This is a genomic window from Gilliamella sp. BG1 (genome assembly GCF_046635625.1).
Classification (GTDB): domain Bacteria; phylum Pseudomonadota; class Gammaproteobacteria; order Enterobacterales; family Orbaceae; genus Gilliamella; species Gilliamella bombi.
In genome coordinates, this window is the sequence record NZ_JBIDFG010000006.1 from 82,432 (window position 1) to 103,798 (window position 21,367).

Annotated in this window: 19 protein-coding genes, 3 tRNA genes and 1 pseudogene; 12 read left to right on the forward strand and 11 right to left on the reverse strand. The window is 33.6% G+C overall.

From position 1 onward, the window contains the following. Positions 1–136 precede the first annotated feature (136 nt). The 3 genes from ACGH80_RS04190 to ACGH80_RS04200 form a co-directional block, all read right to left on the reverse strand. Complete coding sequence (locus ACGH80_RS04190) at positions 137–520, reverse strand: hypothetical protein (protein WP_065610218.1); 384 nt, start codon at positions 518–520, stop codon at positions 137–139. 115 nt (positions 521–635) lie between these two features. Continuing rightward, the gene (locus ACGH80_RS04195; RefSeq protein ID WP_411630591.1) at positions 636–959 is read right to left on the reverse strand and encodes a hypothetical protein; all 324 of its coding nucleotides are present in this window, start codon (positions 957–959) and stop codon (positions 636–638) included. Positions 960–1,231: 272 nt separating this feature from the next. Then, positions 1,232–1,831, reverse strand: a complete 600-nt coding sequence (locus ACGH80_RS04200) for an inovirus-type Gp2 protein (RefSeq protein ID WP_065642474.1) — start codon at positions 1,829–1,831, stop codon at positions 1,232–1,234. Positions 1,832–2,260: 429 nt separating this feature from the next. Here ACGH80_RS04200 and ACGH80_RS04205 point away from each other — a divergent pair, with 429 nt between their 5' ends. Beyond that, the gene (locus ACGH80_RS04205; protein WP_411630592.1) at positions 2,261–3,226 is read left to right on the forward strand and encodes a hypothetical protein; all 966 of its coding nucleotides are present in this window, start codon (positions 2,261–2,263) and stop codon (positions 3,224–3,226) included. Positions 3,227–3,431: 205 nt separating this feature from the next. Here the strand turns inward: ACGH80_RS04205 and ACGH80_RS04210 are convergent. Further along, a tRNA-Phe gene (locus tag ACGH80_RS04210) sits at positions 3,432–3,507 on the reverse strand. Positions 3,508–3,665: 158 nt separating this feature from the next. On the opposite strand from ACGH80_RS04210, the gene ACGH80_RS04215 reads away from it, so the two are divergent. From ACGH80_RS04215 to ACGH80_RS04235, 5 genes are all read left to right on the forward strand, one after another. Beyond that, positions 3,666–4,103 carry an FxsA family protein gene (locus ACGH80_RS04215; protein ID WP_174799283.1) on the forward strand — a complete coding sequence of 146 codons (438 nt, stop codon included), beginning with the start codon at positions 3,666–3,668 and terminating at the stop codon, positions 4,101–4,103. Between the two features lie 144 nt (positions 4,104–4,247). After that, complete coding sequence (locus ACGH80_RS04220; protein ID WP_034915350.1) at positions 4,248–4,541, forward strand: co-chaperone GroES; 294 nt, start codon at positions 4,248–4,250, stop codon at positions 4,539–4,541. A 47-nt stretch (positions 4,542–4,588) separates the two neighbouring features. Then, complete coding sequence (groL, locus tag ACGH80_RS04225) at positions 4,589–6,235, forward strand: chaperonin GroEL (protein WP_174799282.1); 1,647 nt, start codon at positions 4,589–4,591, stop codon at positions 6,233–6,235. Positions 6,236–6,656: 421 nt separating this feature from the next. Next, complete coding sequence (locus ACGH80_RS04230; protein ID WP_065560207.1) at positions 6,657–8,288, forward strand: hypothetical protein; 1,632 nt, start codon at positions 6,657–6,659, stop codon at positions 8,286–8,288. Positions 8,289–8,302: 14 nt separating this feature from the next. After that, complete coding sequence (locus ACGH80_RS04235) at positions 8,303–10,432, forward strand: AAA family ATPase (protein ID WP_065560206.1); 2,130 nt, start codon at positions 8,303–8,305, stop codon at positions 10,430–10,432. 143 nt (positions 10,433–10,575) lie between these two features. Here the strand turns inward: ACGH80_RS04235 and ACGH80_RS04240 are convergent, their stop codons facing one another. From ACGH80_RS04240 to ACGH80_RS04250, 3 genes are all read right to left on the reverse strand, one after another. After that, complete coding sequence (locus ACGH80_RS04240; protein ID WP_065560205.1) at positions 10,576–11,151, reverse strand: manganese efflux pump MntP family protein; 576 nt, start codon at positions 11,149–11,151, stop codon at positions 10,576–10,578. A gap of 61 nt (positions 11,152–11,212) precedes the next feature. Then, positions 11,213–11,827 carry a hypothetical protein gene (locus tag ACGH80_RS04245; protein ID WP_065560204.1) on the reverse strand — a complete coding sequence of 205 codons (615 nt, stop codon included), beginning with the start codon at positions 11,825–11,827 and terminating at the stop codon, positions 11,213–11,215. Positions 11,828–11,856: 29 nt separating this feature from the next. Next, positions 11,857–12,990 carry a bifunctional tRNA (adenosine(37)-C2)-methyltransferase TrmG/ribosomal RNA large subunit methyltransferase RlmN gene (locus tag ACGH80_RS04250; protein WP_034910857.1) on the reverse strand — a complete coding sequence of 378 codons (1,134 nt, stop codon included), beginning with the start codon at positions 12,988–12,990 and terminating at the stop codon, positions 11,857–11,859. Positions 12,991–13,165: 175 nt separating this feature from the next. Here ACGH80_RS04250 and ACGH80_RS04255 point away from each other — a divergent pair, with 175 nt between their 5' ends. Further along, the gene (locus ACGH80_RS04255) at positions 13,166–13,900 is read left to right on the forward strand and encodes a M15 family metallopeptidase (protein ID WP_238786469.1); all 735 of its coding nucleotides are present in this window, start codon (positions 13,166–13,168) and stop codon (positions 13,898–13,900) included. 13 nt (positions 13,901–13,913) lie between these two features. Here the strand turns inward: ACGH80_RS04255 and ACGH80_RS04260 are convergent, their stop codons facing one another. Both ACGH80_RS04260 and ACGH80_RS04265 read right to left on the reverse strand, forming a co-directional pair. Further along, positions 13,914–15,209 carry an ATP-binding protein gene (locus tag ACGH80_RS04260; protein ID WP_174799280.1) on the reverse strand — a complete coding sequence of 432 codons (1,296 nt, stop codon included), beginning with the start codon at positions 15,207–15,209 and terminating at the stop codon, positions 13,914–13,916. An 18-nt stretch (positions 15,210–15,227) separates the two neighbouring features. Beyond that, complete coding sequence (locus ACGH80_RS04265) at positions 15,228–15,908, reverse strand: response regulator transcription factor (RefSeq protein ID WP_034910896.1); 681 nt, start codon at positions 15,906–15,908, stop codon at positions 15,228–15,230. A 329-nt stretch (positions 15,909–16,237) separates the two neighbouring features. On the opposite strand from ACGH80_RS04265, the pseudogene ACGH80_RS04270 reads away from it, so the two are divergent. From ACGH80_RS04270 to asd, 5 genes and pseudogenes are all read left to right on the forward strand, one after another. Then, positions 16,238–16,490 (forward strand): annotated as a pseudogene (locus ACGH80_RS04270) (serine dehydratase subunit alpha family protein); the annotation flags it as partial. 37 nt (positions 16,491–16,527) lie between these two features. Beyond that, the gene (locus ACGH80_RS04275) at positions 16,528–16,722 is read left to right on the forward strand and encodes an L-serine ammonia-lyase, iron-sulfur-dependent, subunit alpha (protein WP_255306826.1); all 195 of its coding nucleotides are present in this window, start codon (positions 16,528–16,530) and stop codon (positions 16,720–16,722) included. 133 nt (positions 16,723–16,855) lie between these two features. Continuing rightward, positions 16,856–16,931 (forward strand) — tRNA-His (locus ACGH80_RS04280). Between the two features lie 22 nt (positions 16,932–16,953). After that, positions 16,954–17,030, forward strand: a tRNA-Pro gene (locus tag ACGH80_RS04285). Between the two features lie 377 nt (positions 17,031–17,407). After that, on the forward strand, positions 17,408–18,511 hold the full coding sequence (asd, locus tag ACGH80_RS04290) for an aspartate-semialdehyde dehydrogenase (protein ID WP_085165501.1): 1,104 nt from the start codon (positions 17,408–17,410) through the stop codon (positions 18,509–18,511). A 39-nt stretch (positions 18,512–18,550) separates the two neighbouring features. On the opposite strand, the gene ACGH80_RS04295 is transcribed toward asd, so the two are convergent. Together ACGH80_RS04295 and ACGH80_RS04300 are read right to left on the reverse strand one after the other, a co-directional pair. Next, positions 18,551–20,010, reverse strand: a protein-coding gene (locus tag ACGH80_RS04295) for an IS1182 family transposase (RefSeq protein ID WP_411630593.1) whose coding sequence is annotated in 2 segments (ribosomal slippage) — positions 18,551–19,437 and positions 19,437–20,010 — 1,461 coding nt in all. Because the reading frame shifts where the segments join, the coding sequence is not laid out codon by codon here. Positions 20,011–20,127: 117 nt separating this feature from the next. Next, on the reverse strand, positions 20,128–21,357 hold the full coding sequence (locus ACGH80_RS04300; RefSeq protein WP_065561627.1) for an ROK family protein: 1,230 nt from the start codon (positions 21,355–21,357) through the stop codon (positions 20,128–20,130). Positions 21,358–21,367 lie beyond the last annotated feature (10 nt).

Genomic DNA, 21,367 nt, shown 5'->3' on the forward strand with positions numbered 1-21,367 from the left:
AAAATGTTAATTGAACGGACATATTGGTATGTTCAACTAATGATATCTATTTAAAATTATTTATAATAAGAGTGTAGTTAATATATTGGAGAAATATGAAGCAAACAGGATAAATGAGTTTGCCTCACGAATAAGCTTAATGATTATTGCTAATACTATTTAATTCTACTGAAAATCGTTTTTTTACTGGATCATTCCAATAAATAGTGTAAGTTATGACATGATTTTTAGAGTCCCCTACCATCGTGTACAAAAAACGAGTACGGCATTGGTATTCTTCTGCTTCTTTGTTTGCGCTAATTGTTTGAGTACCTGTAAATCGGCGGTTCTTTCCTATCCAAAATGGATCAATATATTTACGTGCCAACGACAGTAAGACTTTTTCCGTTTCTTTACTATCACAGGCTGGAGGCATACTTGCTTCACAAATACCACTAAATGCGCTCGATATACTAATTAATATAAATAATATATATTTAATAAAAATTTTATTACATTCGCCACAATCAGATCTAACCATTTTATCTCCTTAAATTATTATTGAATTAAAATACATCATTATTATTAGAAATATATTGTGCACTGTCATATCGTTTATAACGATCAGTTAAGATCTAATTGATCGTTATAAACGATCAATTAATTTGGTTGAGAGTATGTATGCTGTTAATATACAAAGCATGAAGAGGATCATGTTTCTTCCACGAAAGTTGTGCTAACTCAGATAAAGCATTCTTAGTTAGTTTTTTTTCAACATTAATACCATATCCATCAGTTTCATTCTTCCAAAGATTGGTAACGGAATTCATAATAACGTTATAATTTGCATATTGTTCTGAGCTAAAGTACAACATGGTTGGAAAATAAAAGCCGTATTGTTTATTAAAAGCCATTACCCAAACAATGCTAAGAATATGATTGGAAAGTAATGTTAAATCAGACAAGTTCAATATATCCATATACGCATCTATTCCATATTGCCTTTGATAGGCATCGTCATGATAGGCAAAATCCATTCTGACTGGATATAACTTCCCATAATTTGTAAGTAACGATCTATGATGAGCTCTTAGCTTATTTAGTATTAGGTCATAGTAGTTGTCCATTTTTTATTCCTTTATATGAATTGGATCTATAGCAATTAGTCTGTTTTGTTGACTTCTTTGTATAAACATACTTTTAAAGATTCATAGTGATTTTCCAAAATGAAGGAAATAGTTTTTTGGGATTATTAAATACGGGAAGAAATTAAAAATTTATTCAGACCAAGTGTTCTAGGTTTTCCTCGATGACTTGGAGGCGGGACTTTACTTAAAAATAGACAATCACTATAACACTCTTTAAAAAATGATTTCTGTTCTGTTTTAGCTAAATAACTAAGCATATAACAAACAGAACGAAATGCTTCATCATCGTGATGATTTATCACCCTTAGCCCATTAATATGATAATTATTCCGCTGACAATCATATAAATAACCTTTAGTCAGTTCATACCATGCACGTTCCAGAGCAACGTAAATAGGATAGTATTTTTGCCTTTTTTGACCATTTACATAAAAAACAGAATGAAAATGGATATGTTCATTCTGATTAAATTCCATAACAACAGCATACCCTACAATATCAAGTTCAAGTTGCATAGCTTGATAGAGAAAGTACATTATTTCTTTTTTGGTTGTTTCAATATCAGTATTGAACTCATCATCCTTAGCATAATGAATGTCGATTCGAATCGGTAAAATTTTTGAGTATCTATCTTGTAGCTTATTTAGGTGTGTAATTAGTTTCTGATTGAGCTGTTTATTAATAGTAAAGTTTTTATTTTGCATGTAGTTGCCCTTATCAAATTAGAGTTATTTGATAAGGAGCAAGATTATTTTTTTACTGTTTTAGTAACTGATGTTTTACTCAGATAGAGGGTTATTGGTGTTATTTATCTAATAATTTTCTTTTATAGAATAATATTAATTAACCTTAATTCACTATCTCAAACAACAGTAAGGTAACAAATTTCACTTTAAAAGCTCAATTAAGATTAAACATATAATAAAAATTACTCTAAAAGCACGAGATGAGCGTTAATGATCACCATTATAACTATATTTTCCCCTACATTTATTGATAATAATATTATTATATTTCCATAAAAATTTTATGTTAATAACACAGATTCTCTTTTTGTTTTAGATTATTTATTTACATAAATATTACTTAGTGATAGTTTAATTATTAATCAAAATAAAATTTAAGAGTAATTTATGAACTATTCTGTCCCACCCCAAAATATAAAATACATATCAGAATCAAATTTAAATATATGTAAAAAATATAACCACTATATTGATAATTACATGCGAAAGTTAGGGAGACCAATCATACGTCCTGAATATAAAATTAGAACACCATCAGAATACTGCGATTTTTTAAATCAATATATTTTATCTTTGCGTTATGATGAAAAAGGATTAAACAATTTTATTAATGAAATGATTGCTTCATGTAAGCAAGATATTGATGACTTTAGTTGGTTAGAAAATGATAGATTATGCTATTATTCATGGCTATCTATTATGCTAAATCAAGTAAAAATAGATGATGATATTATAAGAATAAACCCTTGCCCTCCGGCAATGCCTCCACTCGCCACAGATTTAATCAATACACCATTAAAACTTATCCCATCTAGTTCTGACATGCGAGCGAAAATCGTTAAAGAATATATTGCATCATTAAACAATGATGACATACGTTTTATAGCGATTAATAATATAAAATCAGCATGGTCAATTATTGAAAAAATCAAAGTTCCTTTTAAGTTTTCAATTGATGATGAACAACAAATTAATTGGACATGGAACTATATTTTAACAAAACTGAAAAATAAATCGCCTTGGCAATATGATCTATATATAAATTACATAGTGCCAACAAGTATTGCGGAAAAATATCATGCTATTTTTATTATCCATGATTATTTCTATGCATGTAACGAAGATACACACAAAGTATTTTGTATTGATTATAAAAAAGCCTTAAGTCAAAAAAAATTTAGAGAGAAGGAAGGTGTTAAATCAATCAACGTTCAACTTGATATAAAAATAAAAGAACAATTAGACCAATTATTAGACCATTACCAATATAGTCAACAACGTTTATTGGAAGTATTAATTAGTGAGCATTATAAATCAGTTCAGCATAAATTAGATAAAAGCAATTTCTCTTAAGCATTACAAACAAAGGCTTTAAAGCCATTTTATGGATACACGCCATTATCGAACCAAATGTATCCGGGTTTGTATCCGATTTTCCGCTTGATTTGAGGTAATTTCAGTTGAATTCGGTTGAGTAGTGAAACAAGGTGAAAGGCTTATTTGAAAAGGCTTTAGGCATAAAAAAACCTGCTAGAAGCAGGTCTTAGAATTTGGTGATTGGTGCCCGGACGCGGAATCGAACCACGGACACGGGGATTTTCAATCCCCTGCTCTACCGACTGAGCTATCCGGGCAACAATGGATGCACATTAAACACGATTCGTGATTATCAGTCAATCCCTTTTGTAATATTTTTTTTAAAATATATATTGTTTGGTTGAAAAATAGCTAATCATCTTCATATTAAAAGATAATTTTTAATAATATGTTTTTATCCTTATAGGAATTATATATGCGATTTGTTGGCTTTATTATCTTTTTTATTTATGTTTATTTTGAACTTACCTTTTTCATAGCTGTTGCCAATTCAATTGGTATTTTTCTTGCTTTAATTTGTATTATTGCAACATCTATTCTTGGTTTCTCGTTAGTTAAAACTCAGGGTTTGAAAAACCTTAGTATTATGCAACAAAAAATAGCTAACAATCAAAGCTATAAAAATGAATTAATTAGAAGTGTAGCTTTGCTTTTTGCCGGTTTTTTCTTGCTTATTCCAGGTTTTTTAACTGATATTTTAGGTGCAATCTTATTAATACCCCATGCACAAGATCATATCGTGGAATTTATTGTTCGAAAAATGCCAATAAGATCAAAATTTTCTTCATCACAAATGCATTATCAAGAGAGTGATATTATTGAGGGTGAATTCAAACAGAAAGATGATGAATAAATAATCAGTTAGACTTTTTTTAAATTTGTTCTCTTGAAGAATTTAAAATAATCCCCATATATTATGCACTATATTAAAAAATCATAATTCTATGATTTCTGTTAATAATTATCTTAATTAAAAATTAGTGCTAGGAGATAACTAATGAAAATTCGTCCATTGCATGATCGTGTGATCATTAAACGTAAAGAAGTAGAATCAAAATCAGCTGGTGGTATTGTTTTAACTGGTTCGGCAGCAGGTAAATCAACTCGCGGAGAAGTTTTAGCTGTTGGTAATGGTCGCATTTTAGAAAATGGTCAAGTACAACCGCTAGATGTTAAAGTGGGAGATATCGTAATTTTCAATGAAGGATACGGCGTTAAAACAGAAAAAATCGATAATGAAGAAGTGCTTATCTTATCTGAAAGCGATATCTTAGCGATTGTACAAGCATAACTGACAACTAATTTAATTTATATACAGAATTTAGGAGAAATACGAAGATGGCAGCTAAAGATGTGAAATTTGGTAATGACGCTCGCGCCAAAATGCTTAAAGGCGTTAATGTATTAGCCGATGCAGTTAAAGTAACATTAGGTCCAAAAGGACGTAATGTAGTATTAGATAAATCTTTTGGCGCACCAACCATTACTAAAGATGGTGTTTCTGTTGCTCGTGAAATCGAATTAGAAGATAAATTCGAAAATATGGGTGCGCAAATGGTTAAAGAGGTCGCATCTAAAGCAAATGATGCAGCAGGTGATGGTACAACTACTGCAACTGTTCTTGCTCAAGCGATTGTTAATGAAGGTTTAAAAGCTGTTGCTGCTGGTATGAATCCAATGGATTTAAAACGTGGTATTGATAAAGCAGTTGTTGCAGCTGTTGAAGAGCTTAAAAAATTATCTGCACCATGCGCTGATTCTAAAGCCATTGCTCAAGTAGGTACAATTTCAGCTAACTCTGATGAAACTGTTGGTACTTTAATTGCTCAAGCAATGGAAAAAGTAGGTAAAGAAGGTGTTATTACAGTTGAAGATGGCACTGGTTTACAAGATGAGCTTGATGTTGTTGAGGGTATGCAGTTTGATCGTGGTTACCTATCACCATACTTTATCAATAAACCTGAAACTGCAACTGTTGAATTAGATAGCCCATATATTTTATTAGCCGATAAAAAAATCTCTAACATCCGCGAATTATTACCAGTGCTTGAAGCTGTAGCTAAAGCAGGTAAATCTTTATTGATTATCGCAGAAGATGTTGAAGGCGAAGCACTTGCAACATTAGTTGTGAATACTATGCGTGGCATTGTTAAAGTTGCAGCTGTTAAAGCTCCTGGCTTTGGTGATCGTCGTAAAGCAATGTTACAAGATATTGCAATCTTAACTGCGGGTACTGTAATTTCAGAAGAAATTGGTTTAGAACTTGAAAAAACAACTCTTGAAGATTTAGGTCAAGCAAAACGTGTTGTAATCAATAAAGACAACACAACTATCATTGATGGTGTTGGTGAGGAGTCATTAATTAATGCTCGCGTTGAACAAATTCGTAAACAAATCGAAGAATCAACTTCTGACTATGATAAAGAAAAACTTCAAGAACGCGTTGCGAAACTTGCTGGCGGTGTTGCTGTAATTAAAGTTGGTGCGGCAACTGAAGTTGAAATGAAAGAGAAAAAAGCTCGTGTTGAAGACGCATTACATGCAACTCGTGCAGCTGTTGAAGAAGGTGTTGTAGCCGGTGGTGGTGTTGCTCTTGTCCGTGCCGCAACTACTATTTCAGAACTTAAGGGGGCAAACGAAGATCAAAACGTTGGTATCAAAGTTGCACTTCGTGCGATGGAAGCTCCATTACGTCAAATCGTGACTAACTGTGGTGAAGAAGCATCTGTTGTTGTTAATGCCGTTAAAGGTGGTAAAGGTAACTATGGTTACAATGCCGCAACTGAAGAATATGGTGATATGATTGCAATGGGTATTTTAGATCCAACTAAAGTGACACGTAGTGCATTACAATATGCTGCTTCAGTTGCCGGCCTTATGATTACAACTGAATGTATGGTAACTGATTTACCTAAAGATGATAAGGCTGACTTAGGTGCCGCTGGTGGTATGGGTGGCATGGGTGGTATGGGCGGAATGATGTAATTCTTTTCGTCAGTACGAAATAAGCTTATCAATACAAACCACTCGTTTATGCGAGTGGTTTTTTTATGAATTTTTTCTTTAGTTATATATTCTCTTTATAAAATAACTGCAAAATAAAAATACCAATAATAATTTAAATTTTTAATTGATTAAATAAAGTATAGATAATAATCTGTTATACCAGCAAAAAGCTTGCTCTATACTTGATGATTATCATTTATTTTTTAATTTTCTGATTTTGTATGACTGTTTTACTTGTCAAAATCAGATGTTAAATAGATAATAACATTATGAAAAGATGAAATTTATCTTTTCTATAAGATCAAATTATTGTTCCAAACTTTATTTTTTTATTTAAAATAGAATTTAAAGTAATTAAATAATAAGTGAATATAGAAATAAGCAATTAAGGAAAGAAATAATGGGTGTAGCTCCAAGAAAAAAATTAGCCAATACAGAAGAAAAAGACTATTCGGTTAGACAACGTGAAAAAAAAGCAAAAGTAGAAACTCCACTTGCTAATATTCAAGAAAATACTTTTTTTAAAGTTATTTTTTCAGATAGTCTTTCACTGGAACAAAAAGTAGAAGAAGTTACTAATATTTTAGAATTTTCTGACAATAAGGAAATTGATCGGGCAAAAATTCAAGAATTTGATACATTTAAAGAATATCTTCAATCAATTTCTGAAGAGATGTCTAAACAACGTATTGAGATGACTGATACCGAAGTATTTGCTGAATTACAACGAGTGTATGCTGATTTTAATAATGATCTTAATGATTTTATCGAAAAAATAAAACCACTTACCGAACTCACCGATGCTTTATATAACTTACGCCAAAATGGTGAAACCCGAAATGCATTAGCTCAAATTAAAGCCGATCAAGAATGGGACGAAGAAAAAGTAACGCAAAAAGCAAATGTGCAAAGTGAAATTATTAATATTGAAAAACAAATATCTGAATTAAAAAAAGAAATAGAGTTATTACAACAGGATAAAAAGTTTTTTGGCCTAGGGAAAATTAAAGCCGCATCAAAAGCTAAAATTGTGACTAATGAAGAAAAAATAGCTAAATTAAATCAACAAATAAAAAACAAAAATAAAGAATTAGATGATATTCAGATAGAAATAACAAAGCGTCACGAGCAACGCTCTGAATCAATCGATGTTGAAAAATTAAAAGAGTTGCTAAATTTAACTTCAGAACAGCATACATTACGTCAAGCTGATATGGTTGAATCGGCATTAAAATTTGTGAATCAAGGTAAAGAGCGTTTTGGTGCAATTCGTAATCATCTTGAAAAAATGGTTAAACAGATTGAAGGACTTAGTGACAATAATGGCAATATGATACAAATTTATGCCATTATGAACGAAGCGACCAAAAAAGTAGAGAAAGTCCATCGTGAACGTAGACAAGAGCTTGAGAGTAAAGATGTTGGTGATAATTTGTTAGAGTCAATGAAGCTTGATGAAACACGCCGTAATTTGGATGAACACATTGATACTGTATCCACAGCAACTGTTGATACTATGCAAACCTATGGTGAATTAACAACTGAAGCTATTAAAATTCGTAATATGCAAGCAGCAACCAAAAAACAAGTTGAAAGTGCAAGAGCAATGCATTCAAGAGGCATCGCATCGGTTGCTTCACAACTCAGTGTTGTTGTAACAGCAGTTAACTCAGCTGCAATTAATGAAGCACAATCAATGGCCGGTAATACTTTAGCCGAAATGACTCGAGTAACAAATGACATTGCTAAAAATGAAGCTATTCGAATTGCAACTGGTCGTGATGAAATTAATAATGATTTAGAAGCCATGCTACAAAATTTAGCGGAATTTGGTGATACCCAAAAAGAAGCGACTGAAATCACCCGTGCGGCACTAGAAACAATGCGAGCAAATTTGGAAGAAATTGAAAAAATGTCCAAAGATGTTCAAAGTGATACACGAGAATTTATTGCGGTGACAGGTGATGTTTTATCAGAAAAATCTGAAACCAAAAAAGATAGCTCACATACTACTTCACCCTTTAAACTATAACAAAGGAATGCACAATGTATTTAGTTAGAGGGCGTGAATATTTAGCGCAATACCCTAATTTTACTTTAGTAGGAAGGGAACATGATTTAGAGAGAATATCGTCTATTCTCATACGAAAATCATCAAATTCTCTTTTGTTGACAGGGCCTGCAGGTGTAGGTGTTTCAATGCTTAGTCTTGGTTTACAGGCGGCTAAAAATAACCCAGATACACCATTTGATTTGATTGTAAAAAAATTATTTTGGTTAAATTGTGATGCTCTTTTTTCTAGCGGTGATAGTACTAAGATAAATAATGAGTTTCAAAGTATTTTAAAAAAGCTAATGCAAACTCCTGAGTCAGTGCTGATTATTACTGATACGGCTAATTTTTTAGAAGCAGCACATAATACAGGTAATGCTCATTTTATTAATGCTCTAAATAACGCCGATAAATCAAATAATTTTCAAGTTATCCTCGAAGTTCGTGATGATAAACTTAGTAGTGTGCTAAAGGCTAGCACGAATATGCCTGAACTTTACACACTTTACGATGTCAAAGAACCTACTGGGGATAATTTAAATTCCATTGTTACTACTGTTGCAAAGGAGTTATCTGGATACCACAAAATTGAAGTGGATCAAGATGCTATTGATGAAGCGATACATTTAACCTGTAAATATCGTGATAGTTTAGGTTTAGGTGGGGCACAGCCTCAACGTGCTATTTCATTACTTGATCGTGCGCTTGCTAGTTATCGTCAACTTACACATAAACAGCATCCAAAAATTGCTGAGTTACTGGGTAAGATCGAAAAAAGTACCAGTGAAACAGAACAATATGATTTGCGGCAGCAGCTTGAACAATGGCAGCAAGATTGGCAGAATTTAAAGTCTGAAATTAGTAAAACATATCAATATCAACGTGATGCTGAAACGTTACGCTTCAAACTGCAAGATGAAATCACTCAGTTACAAGAAGAAGAGGACAATAATAAAAATTCAGAATCAGTTGCTATAAAGACATTCGCGCAATTAACGGCTGGAGGATTTGACTCTCCAGCAGTCGCTAAATTAAAGGAAAAAATTCGACAAATTGATGCTGAAATTGCACAAAATAATGAACAACATCAAAAATTGGTGATGCTAGCCAATAAAGATTTGCGATTAAATCGCCAAGAAGTGATTGCTGAATTTAGCAAAGTTTCAGGTATATCAGCAAACAAATTAGATGAGAATGAAGTTGAAAACTTGATTAATTTGGAGGCAAATTTATTATCGCGAATTTTTGGTCAAGATAACATTGTTAAACATGTCGCCAATTCGGTAAAGGTGGCTAAAGTTGACACGCTTGAAGAATCAGGCCCTGCAATGTCTTACCTATTTTTAGGTCCATCTGGTGTAGGTAAAACTGAAATGGCCAAAGCTTTAGCGGAATATGTTTATGGTGACGAAAAATCGTTGGTTCGTTTTGATATGTCAGAATACATGGAAAAACATGCTGTTGCTAAATTAATTGGTGCACCTCCGGGATATGAAGGATTTGAAGCAGGTGGAATTTTAACAAACTCAGTTAGAACAAAACCGGTTGGAATCTATTTATTTGATGAGATTGAAAAAGCACATCCTGATGTCTTTAATATCTTTTTACAGATCTTATCGGACGGACGATTAACCGATAATGTAGGTCGAACTGTCGATTTTTCTGATATCATGATTATTATGACCTCAAATATTGGACAATCTTACTATTTGGATCCTAATCTTTCTGATGAGGCTGCATGTGAATTAGCGACAAATGAACTGAATAATACTTATCGTTCAGAACTGCTTAATCGTTTTAATGGACGAGAAAATATTCTTCATTTTAAACGTCTACCAATGGAAGTTATTGAACGGATTATTCGTCGAGAAATTGACAAATTAAATCAATCATATAGTCATCGTGGCTACACTATCGAAATAAAAGATTCTTGTATCAGTACATTCTGTCACGATCATTATGATATCATTCGTGGTGCCCGAGGATTGCCGGGTTATATAAAAACCAATGTTAGGCCATTTATTGTTAATCATATTTTGCAGAATCCTCATGATCAAGGAGTGTTTAAAGCAATTTATAACCAGCAGACACATAGTTTTGATATGGAATTTTACAAAAATTAAAGGAAGATAAGATAGAGTTAGTTTTCTGTAACCTTTATTAAGGAAAGTGATTGGTTTCGGACGTTATTTAAATTTGGATAAAATATATCAATCAATAAAACGTTCGAAACCTAACAGTATAAAAAGTATTTTTATTTGAAATATTAAACTGAAAGATGTTGATAAAGAGTTATTACTCCAATAGAAATAAGTACTAACCCGCCCAAAAGCTCAGCCCGTTTACCAATTAAACAACCAATTTTATTACCTAATAATAACCCAATAGTAACCATTGTACAGGTAGCGAGTCCAATCATTGATGCAGCAAAAAAGATATTAACACTTGCTAATGCTAAGCCAACACCAACGGCAAATGCATCTATACTGGTTGAAATTGCTGTGAAAATTAGCATTAGAAAAGATTTTTTTGATGATGTTAATTCATCTTCTTGGCAATTTCCATCTGATTGTTTCTGGCTGTTATATATCATATTAATGCCTAAAAATAGCATGACAGCAAATACAACCCAATGATCCCATTGTTCAATATATTGCAATGCAATATAACCAACTAACCAGCCAAGCAATGGGGTAATAGCCTCAACAACACCAAATAGAATACCAATTTTGAATGCGCCTAAAATTGGTGTTGATTTAAGTGAAATCCCACGACAAACGGCGACAGCAAAGGCGTCGGTTGACATTGCTAGTGCTAATAATAAAATAGCCCAAAAATTCATGACATATACTCTTGCTTATAATTATTAAAAATTTATTACTATTATAATAATGGGTGATGATTTATTTATTTGTTACTGAAAATAGATAATTTGCTATTTTTTTATCACCTTTATTTTTATAAAGTTCAGCTGTTTTTATAACGTTGTCTCGACGATTAGCATCATATTGAAAAAGTTGCTTAAACATTAAGTCAGCTATTTTTTTATCATTATTTTGGATTGCACAATAACCATATTGTTCATAAGCATCAGCTTTCCAACGATGACGATCGAACTCAATACTCTGTTCAAATTGTTTTTTTGCTTCTTGATAACGATCTCGACCACATAAAAAAGAACCATAATGGACATGATATAATCCATTACCTGGTTGCATTAGAGTAATACGTTTGTAAATCATCTCGGCTTCGTTGTATTCACCAACATGTTGATCAAACATTGCCATGGCTAACATAACTTGGGGATTATTTGGAGAGTATTGTGCAGCTAATTTTAGATTATAATGCGCTATTTTGATATTTTCTTCTGACTCATTTGCTTTAGCAAGATATCCTAATCCAAGTCGCATTCTAGCCAAAGCTGCTTTTTCTGGATCAAATTCATTGTTGTCTTTCATTTGGCAACCCGCTAGTACTATCATCAAAAAATAGCTAGTTATAACTAACAATTTCTTCATCTACCTCTCCTTTTTATAAAGATTTATCCTTATGCTGTTTGCTTAACAAGGTTCTGCTTTTTATAAAGAGTCCTTTTAGTGCGGTCAACAACTTCTCCAGCTAACTGGCCACATGCAGCATCGATATCATCCCCCCGTGTTTTACGAACTATTACGGTAAATCCATATCCCATTAATGTTTTCATGAAGCGATCAATTCGTGTATTTGAACATCTTGAATAAGGCGCACCAGGGAACGGATTCCAAGGAATTAAATTAATTTTGCTAGGTACATTTTTTAGGAATTGAGCAAGCTCATGAGCATGTTCAACGCCATCGTTAATTTGATTAAGTAATACATATTCAATAGTTACTTTTCCGTGATTTGCGTTTGAAGATGAAAGATAACGCAGAATTGAATCACGCAGCATAGACATATTGTATTTTAGGTTAATTGGCATAATTTCACTACGAATAGTATCATTAGGTGCATGAAGTGATATCGCTAGCGCCACATCAATCATACCGGCTAGCTTATCTAAAGCGGGAACAACTCCTGATGTCGATAGTGTTACACGCCTTTTGGATAAACCATAGCCAAAATCATCTAACATAATTTCCATAGCTGGTGCAACATTAGATAAATTAAGTAGCGGTTCACCCATACCCATCATAACTACATTAGTAATGGGCCTATCTGCTAATTTTCCGGTGACACCAATTGCATTTGATGCACGCCATACTTGGCCAATAATTTCAGAAACGGTTAAATTACGATTAAATCCTTGTTGGGCTGTAGAACAAAATTTACACTCTAATGCGCAACCAACTTGAGATGAAACACATAATGTTGCACGATCACGTTCAGGAATATAAACAGACTCAATCAGTTGGTTATTACCAACATCAAGTGCCCATTTTATTGTGCCATCAGAAGAACGCTGTTCTATGGCAATCTTCGGAGCTTTAATTTCTGCTAAAGTCTTTAGTTGTTCACGTAGTTTTTTATTGATATCGGTCATTTGATCAAAATTATCTACACCAAAATGATAGATCCATTTCATTACTTGATCAGCTCGAAACGGTTTTTCACCAAGTGATATAAAAAACTCTCTTAATTGTTGGCGTGTGAAGTTTAGTAAATTTATTCTTTCGTTTATGGAATTAGTTGTATTAAGATTCATTGTATTGGCAGCGTCTAAACAATTTTGAGACGTATTAGATGTAGATGTTGTTAACATAAGGCCTCGTTTTTACACATTATGGCTATTTCTTTTTTTAGGAAAAGGATTATACTGTTTTTAACTTAATCTGGCTATATAGAATATTGGCAATGCTTGAAAGATGAAGAAATCAACAATGTTAGAAAAAATAGGTGGTTTGACTTTAAAATTATCTTTACTTCTATTTCCTACTTTTACCATGGCACAACAGATCACATTAAATAAACTGATTGGACAGTTTGACGAAAAAAAAGATAATGATTTTATTGCGTTAGACTCAACTATACTACCTGTTAATAAAAAAGGAATGTATCTACAAAAAGAACCAACCGAACAACTTATAAAAGCCTACAATGACTTTAAAAAAGTTCATCCAGATATTCCTTTTATCATAGTAAGTGCAACGCGAAATTATACTTACCAAAACGGTATTTGGCAACGGAAATGGGATGCTTTATCAGCTAAAATAAATGACCCAGAAAAAATTGCTGAAGAAATTCTAAAATTTTCGTCTATGCCTGGCACATCAAGGCATCATTGGGGGACAGATATTGATATTACCAGCGTTTCATCAACATATTTTAAGGATGATAAAAAAGGTATTATTCTATATAAATGGCTTCAAAAAAATCTGCCTAAATATGGATTTTGCCAAGCTTTTAATGAAGGACGCAAAGGAGGATATCAACCTGAAGAATGGCACTGGTCATATAGACCTATTGCTAGTCAATATATTGACCAATACAAAACTGTATTGGAAAGAGATCCAGAAGTTATCATGAAAGCTTTAAGTTTCATAGGACACGATAAAATCAAGCTAGAAAGTCTAGTTAAAGAGTATGTATTAACTGTGAATGCTGATTGTTATTAATATATTTTTATTATTAATGTTTTCTCCAATAAGGCAAACATATTGTTACAATAAGGCCCCCACCATCACGGTTAGATGCTTGGATAGTACCGTTATGCATAATGACGGTCTTTCTAGCAATAGCCAGTCCTAGGCCATAACCTTTACCTAATTGTGGAGATTGAATACGGACAAAGGGTTCAAAAATACTTGATAACTTGTTTTCTTCAACTCCAGGACCTCGATCTTTAACTTCAATTTGTAAATACTTACCAGTTTCTTTTAATGAAACTTCTACGGCTTGCTTAGCTTTTGAAAAACGAATAGCATTGCGAATAATGTTTTCAATAGCACGACGTATTTGTTCTGAATTACCTTTAACAATTGGATGAGTAATAGATGATAAAGTAAAATGTACTTCAATTAACTGGTGATTAGCTTCATAATTAGCATCATTGATTACTACACTTATTAAGTCTTTTAAATCAAAATATTCATCAGTGCGATTATTCATTTCAGCACGAGAATAATTTAGAATTTCGCCAATTAACTGATCTAAACGTTCTGACTCTAACTCTATTCTAGCTAAAGATGTATCAATATTTTGTTTATTTTGTTGAGCAAGTCCAATTGCTAGTTGCAATCGAGCAAGTGGAGTTCTAAGCTCATGGGAAACATCATGAAGGAGAGACTGACGATCAGAAAGTAATATATTAAGTTGCTCAACCATCATATCAAAATCTTTACCTAATTCACTAAGTTCGTCACGCCTAGGTTTTAGTTTATTGAATAATCTAACAGAAAGATCTCCCTGAGATACCTTGAAAAAACCTTGCCTTAATAACCTCATCGGTCTAGTTAAATTCCATGCTAGAAAAAGGCTAAAAACAAGTCCAACACATATGCCCATTAATACAATGGGCAAGGGCATGTTGAACAATGCCTTTTTAACATGATCCTCTTTATCCTCTTTAAATGAAACAGAATAAAGAGTTCCGTCAGGAGCGACGGTCATGCGTTGATAAGCATATGTAGGTGTTTCTAATTCATCGGTTAAAATATTAACTTGATCATTCAGTGGAGAAACTAATTTTATTGACAGTAACGTTCTTTCTCGCTCAGGTAAATGTGCTATAAAATTAAGTGTTTCATCTTCACCAGCTACATGTAATAACTGGGCAATCATATCGACTTTCGTCGGCATATGATTGAGAAATCTTTGATTTTTATTTTCTACATAAATAGAAAATGCAATCCAAGTCAATTGGAAGGTAAGATAAAAGATTACCCCAAACGTGATAAGTATTTTCCAGAATAATCGATGATTCATGTCAAGCCTATTTGTTTGTTAACGAATACGGTAACCGACGGCTCTAATCGTCTCTATTGTCACATCATTTTGTGCAACTTGATGTAATTTTTGGCGAATATTGCTGATATGGACATCAACACTACGATCATAAAGTTCTCTTGCTCGACCAAGTCCAATTTCAGATAATTCTTCTTTAGTTACCACTCGTTCGCTATGCTTCACTAATAGAACTAATAAATTAAACTCGGTTGATGTCAAATCAATCACTTGTCCATTCCACGTACAAAGCCGTTGAGGTAGATCTAACATTAAACCATTAAAATGGTATTTTTTATCATCAACCATTTCGACCGAACGCTCATCAAAACGTCGTAAAACTGCACGTAATCTTGCTAATAATTCACGCGGATAACATGGTTTTGGAATGTAATCATCAGCACCTAATTCCAAACCCAAAACGCGATCAATATTATCACCCTTAGCAGTTAACATAATAACAGGCATATTACATTGTTGACGGATGCTTTTCAGGACATCAATACCATTAATATCTGGTAACATCACGTCTAAGATTGCTGCACGATATTTACCTGATAGCGCTTCATCAATACCATCTTTACCTAAATAAACACTTTTGATATTAAAACCTTCATTAGTCAAATATTCGCTAAGCATTTGTGATAATTCAATATCATCATCTATTAATAAAATATTTATCATAATCGCAATCGCCATTGTTATCTAATTATAGGTTTTTACATTATTGCAATAATAAAAAAAAAGTCAGGTTCTTTTACTAAAATATTACATATTTTAAACTATTCCTGATTATTTAATTCACTATTAAATAATGTAAAAAGGTTTAAGACATAACTATATGTATTAATATATTTTTTCACAATAACCACCATAACCATTATGCTACTTTCTAATGGTTATAAGTAGGTATTATTCAAATCTTAATTAAGATAGACTAAAATAGTCAGTTTACTTAACACTAAATGTTCCATCATTTAACATTACTAAAGTTAATATGGAGATAAAAAATAGAACAACAAGTAATCTGGCAACAATTAATTCAATTGGTAAAACATGATGTTTTACCTGCAGTTGGTTGTACAGAGCCCATATCTTTAGCTTTGGTTGCAGCTATTGCGATGCAACATAGTAGCAACAAACATTGAAAAAATTGATGCTTATGTTTCGCCTAATTTAATAAAAAATGGTAAGGTGGTAACTGTGCCAGGTACTGGTATGGTTGGATTACCTGTTGCTGCTGCCATTGGCGCAATCGGTGGTTGGGTATTATGAGCCTATTGATATGGCTATTTGTAGTATGATTCGTGATTTATCTGGTATTATTTGTGATGGTGCTTCAAGCAGTTGCGTAATGAAAGTATCAACTTCAGTGTCTTCTGGATTTAAAGCAGTATTAATGGCATTAAGCCAAATTAGAGTGATAGATAAAGAAGGAAGGAATTGTTTTTTGATAGCGTGGAAACATCAATCAATAATCTTGGTACCATTGTAGTCAAAGCATGAATATTTGCTTTATGATAAAATATTAGGCTTTTAGCGATTTTAATATAAGCAATCAGCATATTTTTAAAAAAATTACTGGACAATGTTATTTTTTATGCGTAATATTTCGTCCTGATTCTATGGTGGCTATAGCTCAGTTGGTAGAGCCCTGGATTGTGATTCCAGTTGTCGTGGGTTCGAATCCCATTAGCCACCCCATTTTATTAAATAGAAAAGCTAACGGCGAGTAGCGCAGCTTGGTAGCGCAACTGGTTTGGGACCAGTGGGTCGGAGGTTCGAATCCTCTCTCGCCGACCATTTTTAAATAAAAAGCTCGTTCATTTAGTTGAGATTTTTTGTTTCAAAATAGAATATTTTTTCATCTGTTTGTTCCAATATGCACAACGAAGTGATCCAACTAAGAAGAAAGTGTTGAGAACATATAACTTATTATAAATAAGTTGACTAATAATCCAATTATTTCAAAAAATAAAATACTGATTATTAATCATTGTGTTATGATAATTTGTTTTTCCGTTCGTTATTGTGGTTGTTTTGTCTTTTTAATATATAACGGCATGTTATTATATTCCTACCTACAAAAATTATTCTTATCTTACTTGTTTTATGGTGATATTTTGTTTTAATAGATAAAAATATCTCTTTATATAACCTCTATTTATTGGGAATAAATTATGAAAAATGTTGGTTTTGTAGGATGGCGTGGAATGGTGGGTTCTGTTCTTATGCAACGTATGGTTGAAGAGCATGATTTTGATTATATCAATCCTGTATTCTTTTCTACTTCTCAAGCAGGTCAAGCAGCTCCTATCTTCGGTGGTAAAACAGGTACATTACAAAGTGCAGATAATATTGATGCATTAAGGGCATTAGATATTGTTGTGACTTGCCAAGGTGGTGATTATACCTCAAAGATTTACGCAAAATTACGTGCAACAGGTTGGCAGGGTTATTGGATTGATGCAGCTTCAACGTTACGCATGGAAGATGATGCAATTATTGTTCTTGATCCTGTAAACAAAGCTAATATTCATGCTGCTTTAAATAGAGGTATTAAAACTTTTGTAGGCGGTAATTGTACGGTTAGTTTGATGTTAATGTCATTAGGTGGGTTATTTGCTGAAAATCTTATAGATTGGGTTTCTGTTTCGACTTATCAAGCGGCATCTGGTGGTGGTGCTCGCCATATGCGTGAGCTATTAACTCAAATGGGTATGCTAAATGCCGAAGTAGCAAAAGAGTTACAAGATCCGCATTCCTCTATTTTGGATATTGAGCGTAAAGTGACACAAAAAATGCGTGATGGTAGTTTACCTACTGATAATTTCGGTGTGCCATTAGCAGGAAGTTTAATTCCTTGGATCGATAAAGCGCTAGATAATGGACAAAGTAAAGAAGAGTGGAAAGGGCAAGCCGAAACCAATAAAATTTTGGGAACAAGTCAGATTATTCCTGTTGATGGACTTTGTGTTCGTATTGGAGCTTTGCGTTGTCATAGTCAATCGTTTACGATTAAATTGAAAAAAGATATTAGTGTGCCAGAAATTGAAAAGCTTCTTGCTGCACACAATGATTGGGTAAAAGTCGTGCCGAATGATCGTGATGTTTCGATGCGTGAACTTACCCCAGCAGCAGTAACAGGCACTTTAACAACACCTGTTGGGCGCTTACGTAAATTGAATATGGGCAAAGATTACCTTTCTGCTTTTACGGTTGGTGACCAATTATTATGGGGTGCGGCTGAACCATTACGTAGAATGTTACGCATTTTAGCCTAATTAGAAATAAAATAGAAAAACCCGATTTATCGGGTTTTTTCAGATTGATGACAAACCTCGATATAATTCGGGGTTTATTTTTTTATTTAAACCATAAACAGGATTTTTAATTTGGATTTTATTAAATAAATTAAAAAATGGCCTAAAAAAATGTAACAAAAATAGCTTTATCGCTATTTTCTTGATATTTTGAGCCGTTGCGGCCAATAAACACTGCATTTGAACCTGTGCTCTTCCCCTAAATCTTGCATAGCGATGTCCGTGGTGTTGTTTAGCATCAGCAAAACTGCGCTCTACGGTCTCTTTTCGCCGAGCATAGACTTTTTTACCCCACTGACTTAAACGAATCTCATTGGCTTTCTCTTTATATGCTTCCCAGATATGGCGTGTGATGACTTTCTGTGTATTTTTACTCTGTGTACACTGTGACAATAACGGATAGACTTTGCAGGTTGCTGCATCAGAATGATAATGACGATAACCTTCTCTGCTGGTAGTTTTATATATTAATGATTTCCCGTTTGGGCAAGTATAAGTATCGGTTTGACTATTATAGATAAACTGCTTTTTTCTGATAGGATTCGCACCATGACTGGCACGGCGATAACCCAACACCGGATATATCTGCTCTGCCAGTAGTAAATGGCAAATGGGCGCTGTAAAATAGCCTGCATCAAGACCCACACCAACCGGATTAAAGCCAAATCGCTCTAACTGGCGTTTTAATCGAGCCATATAAGGCTGAGAATCATGGACATTTCCCGCTGTAACATAGGTATCGGTAATTAAATTATGTTTGCCATCAACCGTTCGATGATCTAAGTAGAAGAACCCTTTAGGCTTACCTTCCCGATGCATAAAGCCACTATCCGGATCGGTAGTACTGACTTTGACATCCTTATATTTCTCTACCGTCGATGGCTTTAAGGCTTTTTTCCGTTTAATTCTCTTTCTTCGTTGATGGCTTGATTAAGCGCATCAACATATTGACTGGGCTCAACAATACGCTGCTCATTACGTGCCTTGCCTTTATTGGCATTTGCTTTTAGGTGAGTACTGTCCGTATATAAAACCCGACCACTTATCAACCCTTTGGCAATGGCTTGCTCAACAATATTATCAAAAATCTGTTGATAGATTTCACTGTCATTAAACCGACGGCGACAATTTTGGCTGAGTGTTGAGGCGTCAATCACTTTTTCGGTTAATCCCATTCCCAGAAACCAACGGTAAGCTAAATTGACCTGAATTTCCTGAACCAGACGACGCTCACTGGGAATACCAAAAAGATACCCCAATAGCATAATTTTAAACAGTCTGACCGGATCTTCTGCCGGACGACCGTTATTAGGGCAATAAAGTGGTGCTACCGCTTCTCGAATAAATTCAAAATCAATGACTTTAGCTATTTTACGAACAAGGTGATTTTGAGGGACAAGCGCATCTAACGAGATTTGCTCTATTTTTTCGGGTGTCGCTGGCGTTAGTTTTTTTAGCATAGAAGAATTCCTCTTATCATGGACTCTTCTCTATTAGATCAAAAAACTCGCCAAAAAGCGAGTTCTTTGTCATCAATCTGGAAAAACCCGATTTATCGGGTTTTTTATAACAATAGATTATGGTTCTTTTTCATTCAATAACGTCACTAATAGTGATCCATTAAATAAAGCTTGCTGCACTAATGCAAATGCGCCAATTGCTGAGCTGTCGTTAAGGGAAGAACAAGTGATAGTTAGGTTTTTCCGTAATCCCTCTAAGCTTTGAGCATTTAATGCACTATTAACAGCAGTTAATAGTATTTCGGGCGACTTGGTAAGTTCTCCTGCTAACACAATTCGCTGTGGGTTAAAGATGTTAACCATAATTGCAACTGCTCTACCAAGATTTTCACCTGCATCCTTAACTAACTTAGTAGCTAGTTCATCGCCTTGATTAGCATACTGACAGATATGATATATATCACAGTGTTCTAATGTTAACTTCGATATATAACCTTGCTCAATCATCTGTTTAGCTCGGTATTCAATTGCTTTATTTACAACTCGGTTTTCCAAGCAACCGAAGTTACCACAATGGCAACGTTCACCTAATGTATCTACTTGAATGTGCCCAACTTCACAAGCGCTTTGATTGTGGTTAGTAAGCAACTGTTGATTAACGATAACACCAGAGCCTACCCCGCGATGTACTCGGATTAAAATAGAATCATCAACATGTTGTGTTGAACCAAAATAACTTTCGGCTAATGCTAGACTTTGAATATCATTTCCTAGAAAAATAGATACATTGAATTCCTTTTGTAGTATCTCACCTAAAGCCCACTCTTTTACTTGAATATGTGGAGTGTATCGGACAATGCCATTAACTGAGTCAATCAAGCCTGGGAGTACAATAGATATTGCAACTAAATATTTTATTTTTTTGCTGTTTACCTGAATAAATTCTTTAATCAATGCAATTAGATATTCTTGAACTTGTTGTTGAGTAAAATTGATAAGTGAGCATCTTTTTGATGTAAGGCATTTAGCCCCTAAATCAAAAAGCTCTATTGTGACGTGGGATCGACTTAATTGTACGGCAATTGCTTGGTAATGTCCAAACTTAGCTTCGATTGAAACTGCAGGTCGTCCCCCCGTTGATTGTTGTGCATCAACTTCTTTAATTAATTTTTTTTTAAGAAGTTGACGGGTTATTTTGGTAATGCTTGCAGGAGCTAATTGGCTGATTTCGGCCAATTGAATACGAGAAACAGGTGCTTGCTGAACAATCAAACGGTAAATCATTGCATAATTTAGCTGTTTGATTAATTCAGCGTTGCCAACTAAGTTCAGATAATTAAATTTCATATATTACTCA